Raw genomic sequence first — 14,000 nt, forward strand, 5'->3', positions numbered from 1 at the left:
ATCCTGTCGGCAAGCGCGCTGGACGCGGGGGGGCGGTTCCCCGTTTTTTGCACTTATTAGAATTTAGAAAAGGGTATGATGAACAACCAGAAAGATGATTCTTATCTGGCCAAAGCTTGTTTTTTTGATGCCCAGGTGCAGGCTGATTGGGCGGCCCAGGCTTATGGCGGTGATGAAGCTGAAAAACTGGAGCGGCTTTTTGCGGTCACCGGTTGCCTGAACGGGCTGCGGTTGCTGGAACCCGGTTGCGGCACGGGTCGGCTGACTGCGGTGTTGGCCGAGAAGGTCGGCCCCCATGGTCGGGTGGTGGCCATGGACATCAGCCCGCGCATGGTGGCTGCGGCACGCCGGCGATTGATGCGGTTTGCCAATGTGGACCTTCGCATGGGGCCGGTGGAGACGATGGCGGATCAGTTGGGCATATTTGATCAAATTGTCTGCCACCAGGTGTTTCCCCATTTTGCAGATCGGGCGGCTGCTCTCAAAACGCTCGTGCGTATGCTCAAACCAGCGGGGCGGCTGGTGATTTCTCATTTTATTTCCTTTGCCGAAATCAATGATGTGCACCGCAAGGCCGGTACCGCCGTGGCCGAAGACCTGATGCCTCCTCAACAGATCATGCAGAGGTGGTGCGGGCAGTGCCGGCTGACCATCGAACAATGGCAGGATGATGACAATGGATACTTATTGAGTGCCCTTTTGAACAGATGAACCCGGGCTGAAATCGGGTACGGTTGGAACTCGTACCGAACTAACATGGTCATTTCCATCACCCACCAGTAGGTGGCGCAGTTACAACAACAAACAGGTTTTAAAGGCCACGAAGGCCCATGTCTCGACACAAAGAGACGGACTCTTCGTGGCCTTTTTTGCTTGCACAGGAATGGTACGGAGAATCATCAATGGATTCAGAGAGGAGAAGATCACTTTCTTCTGTAAAGTCAAATTTGTTTTTTTAACATTACCATTGGCCCTCCCCTGAAAGCGCCAGTGGCGCGTCCTGCGTCCCTCCGTCGCTTCAGCAAACGGCGCCGGCGCTAGCACCCCGCCGGCGCCATCCTGCTGCTTTGGGTTGGGATGATCCTGCCAAAATTCAATCGACGAAGGGTGCCACCCGGCCGTTGGGTCCATAATCGGCTTTCATCTTTTCGTATACCGGGCGGCCCACCAATTCGGTATAGATTTCATCGGCCTTGCGCTCGGGATCGACGTCCGCAAAGCGCTTCGGGTAGAGGATCTTGCCCATGGCATAGGCGTCGGTCAGTGCCGTATCGATGTTGGTGGTGTACCAGTTGAACGGGTGCAGGACAAACACTCGCCGTTTGGCGAAGGCCGTCAGCATCCGGTAGTATTCTGGCTTGCGGGCGACATCACCGGTAACGAGGCCAAGACCGCCGCCATCGATGAAGATTGTTGGTGGATCGAGATTCAGCAACATCTCCTTGGGCACGACAACATGACTGCCTGCCTTCGTTTCCATCCGGCGGGCCAGATTGTCGGCATTGATCCATTCCAATGGTGGGTAGTTGTGCTGGGTGCTTTCGATGCCCTGTACTTTGCGGAAGCCGATGCCTCCGATATATGCTTTCGGGCGTTTTTCTCCGGCATCATTGACGCTGCGGCGGGAAAGGTCCGCGCGCCAGGCCTCGATCGAGCGGATTACCGCTTCTGCACGATCGTTCCGGTCGACGATGGCCGCGGCCAGCCGCAGGGCGGTGTAAACCGTTTCATCGAAGGTGGAGAAGTCCCCATAGCTCAGGACAACCACCGGAATGTTCAAAACGGTCTGAACATCATCGGCGAGCGCTGCATCCATGTAGGTGACGAGGATCACCTCGGGCGCCAATTTGAGTACGGTCTCCAGGTCCGGTTTCTGGTTGATGGCCGCCACCCCTCCAGGTCCGCAGGTCGGCAGTGACGCCAATTCGGGATGGGCCAGCCAGTAGGGACGGCCACCGGGGTAATTCTTCTCCAGCGCCTCGACGCCAACCACTTTTTTTTCGGCCTGGAGATAGACGATCAACCGCAAGGTCCCCGGACCCAGGCACAGGATGCGGTCGGCATCTCCGGGAATCGTCACCTCGCGTTGCGTCATATCGATGAGGGTCGCCGAGTGGGCGACCGCCGTGACCGTGGTGAGCCAGATCACCGGGACAAGGACTATCAACAAAAAGCGCCGGGACATCGTGTCCTCCTTTTTTTCGCCGTGACCAAAAGAGAAAAGCCACGCGTCCGCCGGGAGACTTTTCCCGGTGGCCTTCGTGGCTCGATTGATGCACCTTTTCTTACGTTTCATGGGCGCGTTTGTCAATGGACAATCGCCGCATCACCGACTCATGGAAAGGGTTTGACATTGTGTAGCTCAACCGCTAAAGGGAAATATTTCGAAAGCCGGCTTGAAGGCCGGCAACCAATCCCAAAATACCAGGGCAGCATACTGAAGTACCGCCCGGCATGCCATGAAGGCCTGGATTGACTTTTTCTGAAATCAGGGACGGCGTGGATTTCTCTTTCTCGATCCACAAGGTCGCCTGCGAACACGCAGACAGACAAATAATCAGACAAACGGTACGCAACAGGCAAACCGACGCATATCGGGTCAAGGCTGTATGTTTCAATGCCTCCGCCCGGATTGTGGTTGCTGGCACCCGGCCGCGGTATTGGACATCTCACCGAAGTGCAATGCTGCTGAATCTAGAAAAGGAGAGATTGATGCTTACCCATCGGATCGAAAGTTACCTGGCTGTATTGATGTTGTTGATTGGCGGATGGATTCTTCCATTGGCCAACGCCCAGGATGAGGGCGAACCGGTCACCCGGCTGGAACCTATTTGGGTGACGGCAAGACCGATTATCGAAGGCAACCGCAGGGATGACTATGGCAGTGTGAAGACGGTGATTACCGAAGAGCAATTGGACGATCTCAACGCCCAGGATATCGAGACGGCCCTGAGACAAACCCCCGGCGTCAACATGTCCCGTTTCAATCCCGTCGGCTCTTTCGGCGGTGCAGAAGGCGGCGGGGTGTTCATCCGTGGCATGGGGTCGAGCCGTCCGGGAGCGGAGATCAAAACCCTGGTCGACGGCGCCCCCATGTTCATGAGTGTCTGGAACCACCCGTTGCTGGACCTGATGTCCATCGACAGCGCTCGTTCTATCGAAGTATACAAAAGCCCGCAGCCTCAGCATTTCGGAAATGCCTTCGGTGTGGTCAACATCGTTCCCAAACGCAAAACCATCGAAGGTTACACGACCAAGGCCCAGGTGGCTTTTGGCAGCTACGACACACTGGTGGCCAAGGCCGAGCATGGTGGCAAAATCAGCGGATGGGACTACTACATCGGTGGCGGACACAGGGAGTCTGACGGGCATCGCGACAATTCCGAAGGCGAACTGGACAACGCCTACGGCCGGCTTGGCAGGCAGTTGAACGAAAATTGGGACGCGTCCCTTTTCGCCATGTGGAATGACAACTACGCTGACGATCCCGGCGCCGAGGGTGCCGACCCCGACGCGCGCGAGGGCCGCTATGAGACCCGCGCCTTTCTCAGCACCCTGACCCTGTCACACGATTACGAGAGATTCAGTGGCGAGATAAAGGGCTACCGTAGCGCCGGAGAAGGCGATTGGTTGGATCAGCCCACCGATACGGAGGGCGTCCGCGAGGACTTGTACAATGATTTTCTCTACTACGGCATCAAAGCCAAAGAGAAAGTGAACTTGGGCCATGGCACCGAGTTGCTGGCGGGTCTGGACTGGGACTATACCGAAGGCGACTATACCCAGGAATACAGCGACGGCAGCAGTGATGCCTGGGATGGTGATAATTTCGACATCCTCTCTCCCTACGCGGCCATCAGCTGGCGATGGGGTGATGAAAACGGCCTGCAAGTGATCCCATCGGCCGGCATCCGCTACTACGATCACAGTCTTTTCGACAGTCAATGGGCGCCCCATGCCGGGCTGGTCGCCGCCTATGGACCGGCCGAGGTGCATGTGGGGTATTCCCGCGGAGTGCTCTATCCCGGCCTGGAGGTCGAGGTCATGTCCGAAGCGGTCCTGCCGGCCCTGGGGGAGAGTTGGGAGGATTTGGAACCGGAAGTGGTGGACCATTACTAGATCGGAATCGCATACACCTTTACCCGGCGGCTTACGGCGGACCTGATCTTTTTCTACGACGACGGCCAGGATCGATACGTGATTGTCCCCGCTCCACCTTTCCCACCCACATACGACAATGTGGAAGAATTCACCATTCAGGGCGCGGAGGCCACGGTCAACTGGCAGCCACTCGAAAGTCTCTCCTTTTTCGCCGGTATCACCCTGCTGGACACCGACCCGACCGATTTGCCCTATGCCCCGGAAACCACGGTCAGCTGCGGAGCCAACTGGCGTTTCCTCGACCGCTTCAAATTGAGCCTGGATGGATCCTATGTATCCTCGATCCATGTCAATTCACAGACACGCAAGGCCGATACCGAGAACAATGATACCGTGGGCAGCTACACCCTGGTCAACGGCAAACTCAGCTACGCCTTCGACGGGTTGGCCGGCAAATATAAAGGAGAACTGTTTGTGGCCGGTGAGAACCTGACTGATGTGGATTATGAGTACCAACCCGGCTATCCCATGCCCGGCGCCAACGTGATGGTCGGTATCCAACTGGAGATTTAGCAAGTTTTCCTGTATGCATTCGATCGGGATTTGTGCCAGGAAGCATACATGGAACGACTAAAGCAAAAGTTCGAAGTCGTGGCGATCATCGATGCCGGGGCGTTCGCTACACCGCCATTGGCCAAATTCGGCGATCGGCTGGGCTCCGAAATCATGATTTGCCGCAGGCGATGAGGATTGTTGCTTTGGCAGCATACAACACAAAATCGTATGCAGTTATGCAGACAACCGGGAAGCTATTGCCCATGCAGAAGAGAAAAAACAAATGCGCAAAAAAACAGGATAGCTCAATGCAGCAGCCCTTTCAAGGTAGTACTATGACTTCTTTCTCTCAGCGAGTATTTTCGCGGTTGAAACATGTGGCTTGTTTTTCATCGCAACCCGCTTCGGTTTGGGCTTTTTGGGACCTCGAGGATGCTTCTGGTACTTTGATAATTTTACGTTGCCAGCTAATTCTTCAAGCAACCGAACCAGATCACTTTCTGGCATGTCTCTAAAAACGACCCAATGGTCGCTTTCGATAACGATCATCATCCCTTGGTAGACGCCTTCGATTTCATTGGCGATGTAATAACCAGATACGTTCCGTTCTATGAAATCGACACCGTGAACACTGCCCAGTGCTGCTTTTACAACGGACATGCTGATATAGGCGACCAGAGCAACGCAAAAACCGAAAAGAGCGGCACGAGGATAGCCCAATGCATTAATTTCAGAGTTTAAATATTCAGCGAGACGCTGAAAGGCCGTTTCGATGGTCCATCGATCCCGATACAACCGGGCAACTGTTTTAGCGTTTGCTGCGCTCTTTGATAGATTCGTGATGATGAAAATCTCGGTATCACCATCACGGGTTTCACCCTTCAGCTTCACGCGAATCCGCCTGAAGGCGTGCTCTTCGCCAGCTTCATCACGAACCCGGATGGGTTGCTCGTATACGGTTCCTGTTTCGATTTTGCCGATATATTTTTCCTTTCCAATTAGCTCGAGAGGATAATTCCCATGCTCACGGATAATGAACCACGCATCCCGCTTATCGATGCCGCAGGTGAATTCAACCACGCAGAAATTGCGATCGGCAACCCAAACATCATCGGCAACAATAGTTTCAAGCACCGTTTTCAATAATGAGCGTTCTTGCGCATGGCCGTCTTCGCAAGGAAACACATCGATGGGCAGGTGCAACATCGAATCGTACACAACCAATGATTTCCCCGGAAGAGGACCTGAGGCTATGGACCGCAACTCTTTGATTCGGTGATGGCTCTTTTCGATACAGTTGCCATCAAGCAGTTTGATTCGTTTGCCAGGCAAAGGGGAGTTTTGTTTACCCAACAATCTTTGAATAATAGGTTCCACCTGCTCGGCGGCATATCGGACCAAAGCTGCCGATGTACTTGGTTCCATGCCGTTCAACTTATTGTAGATTGAGGTAACTGAAACGGCAATATCCTCTTTTGAAGCCTGGAAGGCTGCGTGAATTGATCGCTGGCTTCCCTGAACGACCTGGCTCATCAGGTAAAAAAGCGTCGAAAACAAAAGGTCCCTTGTGTATTGTTCTTTAGCGGTGTTCTCGAACCATTCGTCCAATTGCTCAGGATTCAGTACCTTCTCCATCAAACCACGAGCCATGACAGAAATCGGAGAATTCTTGATGAACGGCGTAAAAACAGGACTCAACATGATGTCACCTCCCAAATAATACAGTTTTTCTTTTTTACTGTATATTTTGGGGGTGGGTTTGTCCAGCATTTATTTAATAAGTTCATCCAGTTATGAATGGTCTTTTAGTGCTACCTTGAAAGGGCTGCTCAATGCAGGTAACTATCAATCTTGAAAAGCAAACCGACCGGAAGGGCTCCATAAAAGGACCGCGGCAAACAGATTTTCAGTGGCAGGGAGATGATCAGGATAGCTTCGGTTGCCTTAATCTGCGGCCCGGGTTCGATCTGGTCGTCAGTCGGGAGGCGGCCCGCAGGATGCCGAAGGTCGAGTTTGCCTTTGGCGACGTGCCGCTGGAGTTGCACTTCCACATTCGCGGTACCAGAAAATACCGTATTGTATGCAGTCATGCGGACAGACGGGAAGGTATTGCCGGGGCCGGTCAATTTGCCGTCAACCATTTTCCCTTTTGCCATGGCGAGATGCGAGGCGTTGGCGATCAGGACCATCTATCGATGACCATCTATATCACCGCCGACTTTCTGCGTACCTTTTATCCCGAGGCGCAATGGAACGGACTTCCGGCACCAGTCCTTTCCGTACTTCAGGAGAAATCGGGGAAGGCCAGGCCAATTGGCCAACTCGCATCAACCAGCCCGGAGATGGCTGTTGTTGTCCAGGGGATCATGAATTGTCCCTATCAAGGTGTTCTCGGTCGGATGTACCTGGAGGGGAAATCTCTGGAATTGATTACCATAGCCCTTGCCCATGGCGGAGCCAAGACCGAATCGAGGAACGCTTTTAGCAAAAAGGAGCGGGACGGTGTCGAGGCGGCCCATTTTCATCTGTTGAACGATTTGGAAAATCCTCCGGACCTCGACACCCTTGCACGGATTGCCGGGATGAACCGCAACAAACTCAACAAGCGGTTCAGGGAACGATATGGTGACAGCGTATTCGGTGTCTTTCGCCGGGAAAAACTTGACCAGGCCTTGCAGCTACTGGCCCAGGGAAGCCTGAACATCGGTGAGGCGGCCTATGCTGCTGGCTACAAGAGCCACAGCCATCTTACCCGCGCCTTTGTCAAACAGTTCGGCATTCCGCCCAAAACCTTTCGGAAATGTACACCTGCCAAGTTCGATTCCTTGCGCCGTTCTGTTTGCCCGCCACTCGATTCTGCACGACGGCATAATGATCAGGACGCGTTCAATCTGTTCCGTTTGATCGTTGCCGGCCAACTTTGATCCCGCCCCCAAGAAGTGCGGTAAATACAAAAAATCGTGCATCTGATGAAAGACTACAGTCCGGGTGTTTGATAGAAAGATAAACTTTCTGGCTAAACCCACGGCGTAGCGAACAAACGGGAAAGGGAGAGTGGCGGATGAGAGAAAAACGGATACATTTTTTAAGGTTATTGCGCAGACCGCTTATGGGAAAACCTTTTATCCTGGCTGCGGGTCTGTTGATATTGCTGCCCATGCTGGCCTCAGTTGCCGAATCGGATGAGAACTCGGATAGGGCCTTGCCGGAAACTTACAAGCTGGGCGAAATCGTCGTCACTTCGGACCGTGAGGGGGAGGCCACCGGGATCGCCATCGATCCCACGGCCACCACCGTCGTGATCGATACCTATGAAAGCGCCAAGACACCCCAGACCGTTCAGGATATTCTGGAGAGCATGGCCGGCGTTGACATTCAGCGGGGTGACTCGACCCTGTCCGACGGCAAGGATGTGGTCAAGATCCGGGGCATGGGGGCCAGGCGGATCCTGGTGCGTATCGACGGTCGGCCCATCCGCAATGCCGGGGGCTTCTGGGACAAGCTGGTGGATTGGAACTCCCTGACCCTCGAAAACGTGGAACGTGTGGAAGTGGTCCGGGGCGGGCATTCGGCGGTGTACGGAGAGACCATCGGCGGAACGATCAACATCGTGACCAAAAAAGGCAGTTTCCGTGCCGACAACCGGCCGGAGGTTCAGGCAACGGCGGATATCTCCGAATACGGCACCCGGAAGTACTCGGCCGGGGTGGCCGGCAATGTCAATGCCCTGGGCTATGCTTTTGGCGGAGCCTATCGGGAATCCGACGGATTCCTGAAAAACAGCGCATACGAACTCAAGGATGTCAATGGTCGCATTTCGTACACCTTTCCCTTCGACGGCCGATTGACCTTTGGCTACAAGGGTAGTTTCCAGGAAAAGGAACCCTATGTGGTCAATGATCCCGATAACGCCCTGGTGGGTGACCTCTATGACAGCGACTACCCGATTGTCGAAGGGGCGACTTCCGGATCGAGCATCAATTATCCGGGCAGCGACAGTTTCGAGGAACGCGAGACCGAGTATTTCGACCTGTTTTTCGAGCAGCCCTCACCCATCGGAGACTGGAAGCTTCATTTCTATAAATCCGAGGAATTTCGTGACGTCAGCCATTACAACTACAGTTCCAGCTATGGTCTCTTCTATGACTACCCATGGGATGTCAATTTCGAGGATTGGGGGTGGATCATTCACGACCGTTTTACCCTCCTTGACCGGCATGACGTGACCATCGGAATGGAAGGACGGGAGTATGAGATTGGATACAACGCATACGCATTGGGGCAGGAGTGGCATGTCCCCCAGACCAAGATGATTACTCACCAGGCGGCTTTTATAGAAGATATCTGGCAGGTCACGGACAAGCTCAGCCTGGCCCTTGGACTGCGTTACGACCGGGTCGACATGGATGTGGACATCGACTTCGCCGGGTACGATGACTATACCAAGGACATGGATGCCTGGTCTCCCAAATCACGATTGAACTACACCTTCCGGCCCGGAACCACGGGATATGTCAATGTCAGCAAGGCTTTTCGCATCCCCACCGGCATGGAGTTTACCTGGATGGGGGCGCCCACCGGCCTTTTCATCGACCCGGAAACCGCCATGGAATACGAAGGCGGCATTATCCAGAAGCTTGCCAGGGATATCACCGCGCGCATGGGATATTACTATTATAAAATCGACAACTACATCATGTTCAATCGCGATCCTTACCCGTTGCTGTATTCCGGCCGGATCGAAGATGCGGTCTTCAATGCCGACTATCTGATCTTGCAGGGCGTGGAGGCGGAATTGCGGTTCAGCCTGTTCGATCGGCTCAACGGCTATATCAATTACACCTATCAGAATTCTGAACTGGGTGACACCCGGGTGCCCGAGGATCAGCTTTACGACGACCACTACCAGCTTCCTCGCCATAAGGCCACCCTGGGCGTCGACTACTCGGTGCTGGAAAATACCATTTTGCTGGCCAACGTCCGGTATGTGGACAAGCGGAAGACCAGCCTCAACCAAGAGATCGATGCCTTCACCACCATGGACCTGGCCGTGGAACAGCGCTTTTGGAACCAGCAGGCCCATGTCAAGGTATACGTGACCAACCTTTTCGATGCGGAATACGAAGAGCAGTATCTGGTGCCGGCGACTGATCGGGTGTTTGGCGTCAACCTGGGATTCAAGTTTTAAGAGGAGTAACAATATGGCAGCAGAGCAAATGGATTGGGGCGAGGTATGGAAAGAAAGAATGGCGGCCTCGGTTGCGGCCATGGGCGGATCCGATTGCGCCCGGGCGTGGAATAACGAAGCCTCGGCCCGCAACTACTGGCGGATGGTTTTGGATGCCCGGGAGGTGATCGACGATATCCTGAAAGGGCTGCCCGTTGACAAGGACTGCCGCATTCTGGATGTGGGATCCGGCCCCGGTACCCTGGTGGTGCCCCTTGCGCCGAAGGTGGCGCACATCACCGCCGTGGAGCCGGCCGGCGCCATGGCCGATGTGCTGCATGAGAACATCGACGAATTCGGACTGCGGAACGTCGACTGCGTCCATAAGCGCTGGGAGGAGGTCGACGAGAAAAAGGACCTTTCGCCACCCTACGATCTGGTCATCGCCTCCTTTTCCCTGGGCATGCCTGACATTCGGGCCGCCATCGAAAAGATGCAGCGGGTGTCGCAAGGCTATGTCTTTCTCTTGTGGTTTGCCGGTCCGTCTTCGTGGGATCGGGAATCCCGATATCTTTTCAAGACTCTTTTTGACCGGGAGTACCCGGGAATGCCCCAGGCGGATATCATTTTCAACCTCCTCTATCAGATGGGCATCTATCCCCATGTGGATGTTTTCCCCGGACGGATGGATCATTATTACGACAGCCTGGACGATGCACTCGCGGATATCATGATGCGCATGCCCGATTTGTCCGCGGAACAGGCGTCCGCGCTCAAGGCCTACTATAAAAAAATCGTGGAGAAAAAGAATGGAAAGGTAATTCTCCCCTATACATGGCAGAGCATGAAACTGTGGTGGGAAAAGGCCTAACCGCATGAAGGCCGATACGACCCAAGGCGAAGGCGTTCCGGCTGTCTTTACTGGCGGGACAGACGCCGAGGCGCAGGCCGTCCCGGCAACGGCCTGTTTTGCCGTGACCAACAAGATTTGGCTCCTGGTTGCGGCGATCGCCGGGCTGCTGGTTCTGTCCGGCCTGGCCATCTCCTGCGGCGCCTATGCGGTCCGTCTGCCGGACATCCTGGCGGTGCTCGATGCACATCTGATCCGCGGAGAGAACGCATCCGCGATCAACCCGCTGTTCAACACCATTGTCTGGAAAATCCGGTTGCCCCGGGTGCTGCTATGCATCACCGTGGGCACGGCCCTGGCCTCGGCCGGCGCCATTTTTCAGGGGTGCTTCAGGAATCCCCTGGTCGAACCGTACATCCTCGGGGTTTCCTCCGGCGCGGCCTTCGGGGCCGCCGTCGGCATTGTCTTTCCCTGGCTGCCGGTTTCGGTGCAGGTGCTGGCCTTCACCGGCGGAGCCGTCGCGGTGATCTGTACCTGCGGCATGGCGCGCGTCAGGGGCCGCATACCGACCATCACCCTGGTCCTTGCGGGAATCGTGGTGGGGTCGGTGTTTTCGGCCCTGGTGGGAATCATGAAATACGTGGCCCAGGATGCCGCCCTGCGGGAAATCGTCTTCTGGCTCATGGGTGGCTTTTACTATGTGACCTGGGATGACGTGCGGCTGATCACGCCCATCATCGCCGGCTGTTTCTTCCTTTCCTGGGCCCTGGGGTGGAAACTCAATGTATTGTCCATGGGGGACGAGGAGGCCCGCTCCCTGGGCGTCAACCCGGAGAAAATCAAGCTGCTGCTATTGACCCTGGCGACCCTTATGACCGCCCTGGCCGTCTCGGTGGTGGGCATTATCGCCTGGGTGGGACTGATGATACCCCACGCCGCCCGCATGACGGCCGGGCCCGATCATCGTTTCGTACTGCCCCTGGCCAGCCTTCTGGGCGGCGGCTACCTGATCGTCTGCGATACCCTGGCCAGGACCCTGACCAGTGCCGAAATTCCCGTGGGAATCATCACTTCCATTGCCGGTGCGCCTTATCTCTTCTTCCTGATCAGGGCCAAGGGCAAGACCGCGTTTGGTGCGTAATCATGTTGACGGTAAACAATCTGTATTTTTCCTATGGGAACGGGAATGTCCTCGAGGAGGTCTCCTTCCATGTGCCGGAAGGCGAACTATGCGCGCTGTTCGGCCCCAATGGATGCGGCAAGACCACGCTGTTTAAATGCTGCCTGCGGTTTCTGGCCTTTCATCAAGGATCGGTCGTATTGAACCGGCGCGATGTCAAGTCCCTGCGGGTCGAGGAGATCGCCCGGCAGGTGGCCTATGTTCCCCAGCAGCATCGCCCCCCGTTTCCTTTTTTGGTCAAGGAGGTCGTTCTCATGGGGCGCACGCCGCATTTGAACGGCATCTTTGGTGCCGGCGCAATGGACAAACAAAAGGCCTTCGATGCCTTGCGGCGTCTGGCAATTGACCATCTGGCGGACCGGCCCTACAATCAGCTGTCCAACGGGCAGCGTCAACTGGTTCTGATTGCCCGGGCCATGGCCCAGGAGACGTGCCTGGTGGTCCTGGACGAGCCCACCTCGGCCCTGGATTTCAACAACCAGATTCGCATCTGGCAGGTGATGCGGGAAATGGCCGAGAGGGGCACGACCATCCTGGCCTGCACCCACGACCCCAACCACGTGGCCTGGTTTTGCGACCGGATGGTGGTCATCCAGAATGGACGGATCGCCGCCCAGGGCGATCCCATGGAGATCTTGAATCACAGGCTCCTGGATACGATCTATGGGGGCAGTTGCAGCGTCGGGCAAACGGGAGAACTCAAACTGGTACTGCCCCGCGAGGTGGCCCGGCGGTCGGCCCTTGATCTGGAATAATGGCTGATACGAATCCGTCGGAACAACGACTTTTTTACGAGTTGTCTGGTTCCCATGCTCTGCATGGGAGCAAGGTGAACTGGTACTGCTCCGCGAGGTGGCCCGACGGTCGGCCTTGGACCTGGAATAATGATTTTATGAGGAGAGCTGTTCATGCGCATTAACGGAAGAATGATCGTTTTACTCGTCATCCTGATTGCAACGCCTATCTGCAGCCATGCCGCCGACTCAAAGCCTTCCCAAACCAATTTGTGCAGCATTGTCGACAGCCGGGGAGTTCGCGTAACCCTCCCCCCGCGCATCGATCGGGTGGTCACCATCAGCGACGGATTCATCGAGGGCGTCATGACCGTTTTCGGCGTTCAGAAACGCTTGGTCGGCGTCGGCTCTTCCTGCCTCACCCAAAAAGATTATCGTTTTTCTTTCCCGCTGGAGGGCGAGCAAACCCGGGACTATGCGCAAGGCATGCATACCGTCACCTTGTTGAACCCCTGGATCGCCGATTTGCCCTTGATCGCGGTATGGAACAGCGCACCCAATTATGAAAAGATCGCAAGCCTGAATCCTGACCTTGCGATTATCCGGGTGGGCTCCTGTTGGCATTGGCGGGACGATGACCAGGTCGCCAAATCCATTCGGATGATCGAGTCCCTGGGCATCCCCGTCGTCGTTTTGAAGAGTCCCAACACCTACGACGCACCAGACCTGGCGACCCTATACAACGAGATAGAGATCCTCGGCCAATTGTTCGATAGAGAAGAGAAGGCCTCCACGCTGGTCCGATATCTCCGCGCCCAGGTGGACACCGTTAGCCGGCGAACCGGCAGTATCCCCGAAGCCCGGCGCACCCGGGTGCTGCTGTTAGGGCTTTCCCCCAAGTCGCGGGAAGCTGGTGGGGCCGGTATGGCCGTCGGAAGGGGAACCACCGATACCTTTTTGCTCGAACACATCGTTCGTGGGGTCAACGCCTTCCAGGAAAGCGGTAACTTCAAGGTTTTGGGAACGGAGCAGATCCTGGCCCTTGCGCCCGATGCCATCCTGTTGCCCACCGCCTGGGGCTACCATCCACCCCAGGAATTGGTTGAGGCCCCGTACTATGCCGATCTGCGTCAGATGACGGCGGTCAAGAACCACCGTGTGGCCGCCCTGTCTTTTACTCCCTGCAATTGCGATAAACGCCTGAAGTATCCCATCGACATCATGGTCATGGCCAAGACGGCCTATCCGGACCGGTTCTTCGACATCGACCTGGCCGACTGGCTGATCGACTTCTACCGCAATGTTTACGGTGTGAATGAGCAAACGGCTGAAAAGCTGCGCGCCGTGCAGTGGATGGACTGGACGTACAGATAGAGGAAAGTGCGAAACTGATTATACAGGGATTATACAAGG

The 14,000-nt window shown here is 55.5% G+C and carries 14 protein-coding genes; 10 read left to right on the forward strand and 4 right to left on the reverse strand.

What is annotated here, in order from left to right:
- Positions 1-75 precede the first annotated feature (75 nt).
- Entirely contained in the window at positions 76-711 is a 636-nt protein-coding gene (locus tag GN112_RS13575; RefSeq protein ID WP_155310717.1) for a class I SAM-dependent methyltransferase, read from the forward strand.
- A gap of 81 nt (positions 712-792) precedes the next feature.
- Here GN112_RS13575 and GN112_RS13580 read toward each other — a convergent pair whose 3' ends face one another.
- Both GN112_RS13580 and GN112_RS13585 read right to left on the reverse strand, forming a co-directional pair.
- A complete protein-coding gene (locus GN112_RS13580; protein WP_155310718.1) occupies positions 793-1,131 on the reverse strand; it encodes a hypothetical protein in 339 nt (112 codons plus the stop codon).
- A complete protein-coding gene (locus GN112_RS13585; RefSeq protein WP_155310719.1) occupies positions 1,094-2,185 on the reverse strand; it encodes an ABC transporter substrate-binding protein in 1,092 nt (363 codons plus the stop codon). Before GN112_RS13585 ends, GN112_RS13580 begins: the two co-directional genes overlap by 38 nt.
- A 527-nt stretch (positions 2,186-2,712) precedes the next feature.
- On the opposite strand from GN112_RS13585, the gene GN112_RS13590 reads away from it, so the two are divergent.
- Genes GN112_RS13590 through GN112_RS34845 form a run of 3 tightly spaced genes read left to right on the forward strand, consistent with a single transcriptional unit; the run spans position 2,713 to position 4,848 of the window.
- Entirely contained in the window at positions 2,713-4,119 is a 1,407-nt protein-coding gene (locus GN112_RS13590; protein WP_162458922.1) for a TonB-dependent receptor, read from the forward strand.
- A 6-nt stretch (positions 4,120-4,125) separates the two neighbouring features.
- Entirely contained in the window at positions 4,126-4,674 is a 549-nt protein-coding gene (locus tag GN112_RS13595; protein ID WP_269434973.1) for a TonB-dependent receptor domain-containing protein, read from the forward strand.
- Positions 4,675-4,722: 48 nt separating this feature from the next.
- On the forward strand, positions 4,723-4,848 hold the full coding sequence (locus GN112_RS34845; RefSeq protein ID WP_269434911.1) for a hypothetical protein: 126 nt from the start codon (positions 4,723-4,725) through the stop codon (positions 4,846-4,848).
- Positions 4,849-4,989: 141 nt separating this feature from the next.
- Here the strand turns inward: GN112_RS34845 and GN112_RS13600 are convergent, their stop codons facing one another.
- The gene (locus GN112_RS13600) at positions 4,990-6,426 is read right to left on the reverse strand and encodes an IS4 family transposase (RefSeq protein ID WP_197743311.1); all 1,437 of its coding nucleotides are present in this window, start codon (positions 6,424-6,426) and stop codon (positions 4,990-4,992) included.
- A 59-nt stretch (positions 6,427-6,485) separates the two neighbouring features.
- Positions 6,486-6,845 (reverse strand): hypothetical protein, encoded by a 360-nt coding sequence (locus tag GN112_RS33590; RefSeq protein ID WP_162458923.1) that lies wholly within the window; start codon positions 6,843-6,845, stop codon positions 6,486-6,488.
- A gap of 6 nt (positions 6,846-6,851) precedes the next feature.
- On the opposite strand from GN112_RS33590, the gene GN112_RS13605 reads away from it, so the two are divergent.
- The 6 genes from GN112_RS13605 to GN112_RS13630 all read left to right on the forward strand — a co-directional run bounded on the left by GN112_RS13605 (position 6,852) and on the right by GN112_RS13630 (position 13,961).
- On the forward strand, positions 6,852-7,580 hold the full coding sequence (locus GN112_RS13605; RefSeq protein ID WP_162458924.1) for a helix-turn-helix domain-containing protein: 729 nt from the start codon (positions 6,852-6,854) through the stop codon (positions 7,578-7,580).
- A gap of 185 nt (positions 7,581-7,765) precedes the next feature.
- Positions 7,766-9,844: a TonB-dependent receptor plug domain-containing protein gene (locus GN112_RS13610; RefSeq protein WP_162458925.1), complete on the forward strand. Its 2,079-nt coding sequence runs from the start codon at positions 7,766-7,768 to the stop codon at positions 9,842-9,844.
- 13 nt (positions 9,845-9,857) lie between these two features.
- Positions 9,858-10,694, forward strand: coding sequence for a class I SAM-dependent methyltransferase (locus GN112_RS13615; RefSeq protein ID WP_162458926.1), 837 nt, complete (start codon positions 9,858-9,860; stop codon positions 10,692-10,694).
- 4 nt (positions 10,695-10,698) lie between these two features.
- Positions 10,699-11,814, forward strand: coding sequence for a FecCD family ABC transporter permease (locus tag GN112_RS13620; protein ID WP_155310725.1), 1,116 nt, complete (start codon positions 10,699-10,701; stop codon positions 11,812-11,814).
- Between the two features lie 2 nt (positions 11,815-11,816).
- Positions 11,817-12,608 (forward strand): ABC transporter ATP-binding protein, encoded by a 792-nt coding sequence (locus tag GN112_RS13625; RefSeq protein ID WP_155310726.1) that lies wholly within the window; start codon positions 11,817-11,819, stop codon positions 12,606-12,608.
- A gap of 153 nt (positions 12,609-12,761) precedes the next feature.
- Positions 12,762-13,961 carry an ABC transporter substrate-binding protein gene (locus GN112_RS13630; RefSeq protein WP_155310727.1) on the forward strand — a complete coding sequence of 400 codons (1,200 nt, stop codon included), beginning with the start codon at positions 12,762-12,764 and terminating at the stop codon, positions 13,959-13,961.
- Positions 13,962-14,000 lie beyond the last annotated feature (39 nt).

The sequence above is a fragment of the Desulfosarcina ovata subsp. ovata genome (assembly GCF_009689005.1).
In the GTDB taxonomy this organism is placed as follows: domain Bacteria; phylum Desulfobacterota; class Desulfobacteria; order Desulfobacterales; family Desulfosarcinaceae; genus Desulfosarcina; species Desulfosarcina ovata.

What these genes read in the sequence shown, in the direction of transcription:
- GN112_RS13585 (WP_155310719.1), bottom strand. Translation starts at nt 2,185, where the DNA reads ATGTCCCGGCGCTTTTTGTTGATAGTCCTTGTCCCGGTGATCTGGCTC.
- GN112_RS13580 (WP_155310718.1), bottom strand. Translation starts at nt 1,131, where the DNA reads ATGGACCCAACGGCCGGGTGGCACCCTTCGTCGATTGAATTTTGGCAG.
- GN112_RS13600 (WP_197743311.1), bottom strand. Translation starts at nt 6,426, where the DNA reads ATGCTGGACAAACCCACCCCCAAAATATACAGTAAAAAAGAAAAACTG.
- GN112_RS13625 (WP_155310726.1), top strand. Translation starts at nt 11,817, where the DNA reads ATGTTGACGGTAAACAATCTGTATTTTTCCTATGGGAACGGGAATGTC.
- GN112_RS13610 (WP_162458925.1), top strand. Translation starts at nt 7,766, where the DNA reads ATGGGAAAACCTTTTATCCTGGCTGCGGGTCTGTTGATATTGCTGCCC.
- GN112_RS13575 (WP_155310717.1), top strand. Translation starts at nt 76, where the DNA reads ATGATGAACAACCAGAAAGATGATTCTTATCTGGCCAAAGCTTGTTTT.
- GN112_RS13615 (WP_162458926.1), top strand. Translation starts at nt 9,858, where the DNA reads ATGGCAGCAGAGCAAATGGATTGGGGCGAGGTATGGAAAGAAAGAATG.
- GN112_RS13630 (WP_155310727.1), top strand. Translation starts at nt 12,762, where the DNA reads ATGCGCATTAACGGAAGAATGATCGTTTTACTCGTCATCCTGATTGCA.
- GN112_RS13590 (WP_162458922.1), top strand. Translation starts at nt 2,713, where the DNA reads ATGCTTACCCATCGGATCGAAAGTTACCTGGCTGTATTGATGTTGTTG.
- GN112_RS13605 (WP_162458924.1), top strand. Translation starts at nt 6,852, where the DNA reads ATGACCATCTATATCACCGCCGACTTTCTGCGTACCTTTTATCCCGAG.
- GN112_RS13620 (WP_155310725.1), top strand. Translation starts at nt 10,699, where the DNA reads ATGAAGGCCGATACGACCCAAGGCGAAGGCGTTCCGGCTGTCTTTACT.
- GN112_RS33590 (WP_162458923.1), bottom strand. Translation starts at nt 6,845, where the DNA reads ATGGTCCTGATCGCCAACGCCTCGCATCTCGCCATGGCAAAAGGGAAA.
- GN112_RS34845 (WP_269434911.1), top strand. Translation starts at nt 4,723, where the DNA reads ATGGAACGACTAAAGCAAAAGTTCGAAGTCGTGGCGATCATCGATGCC.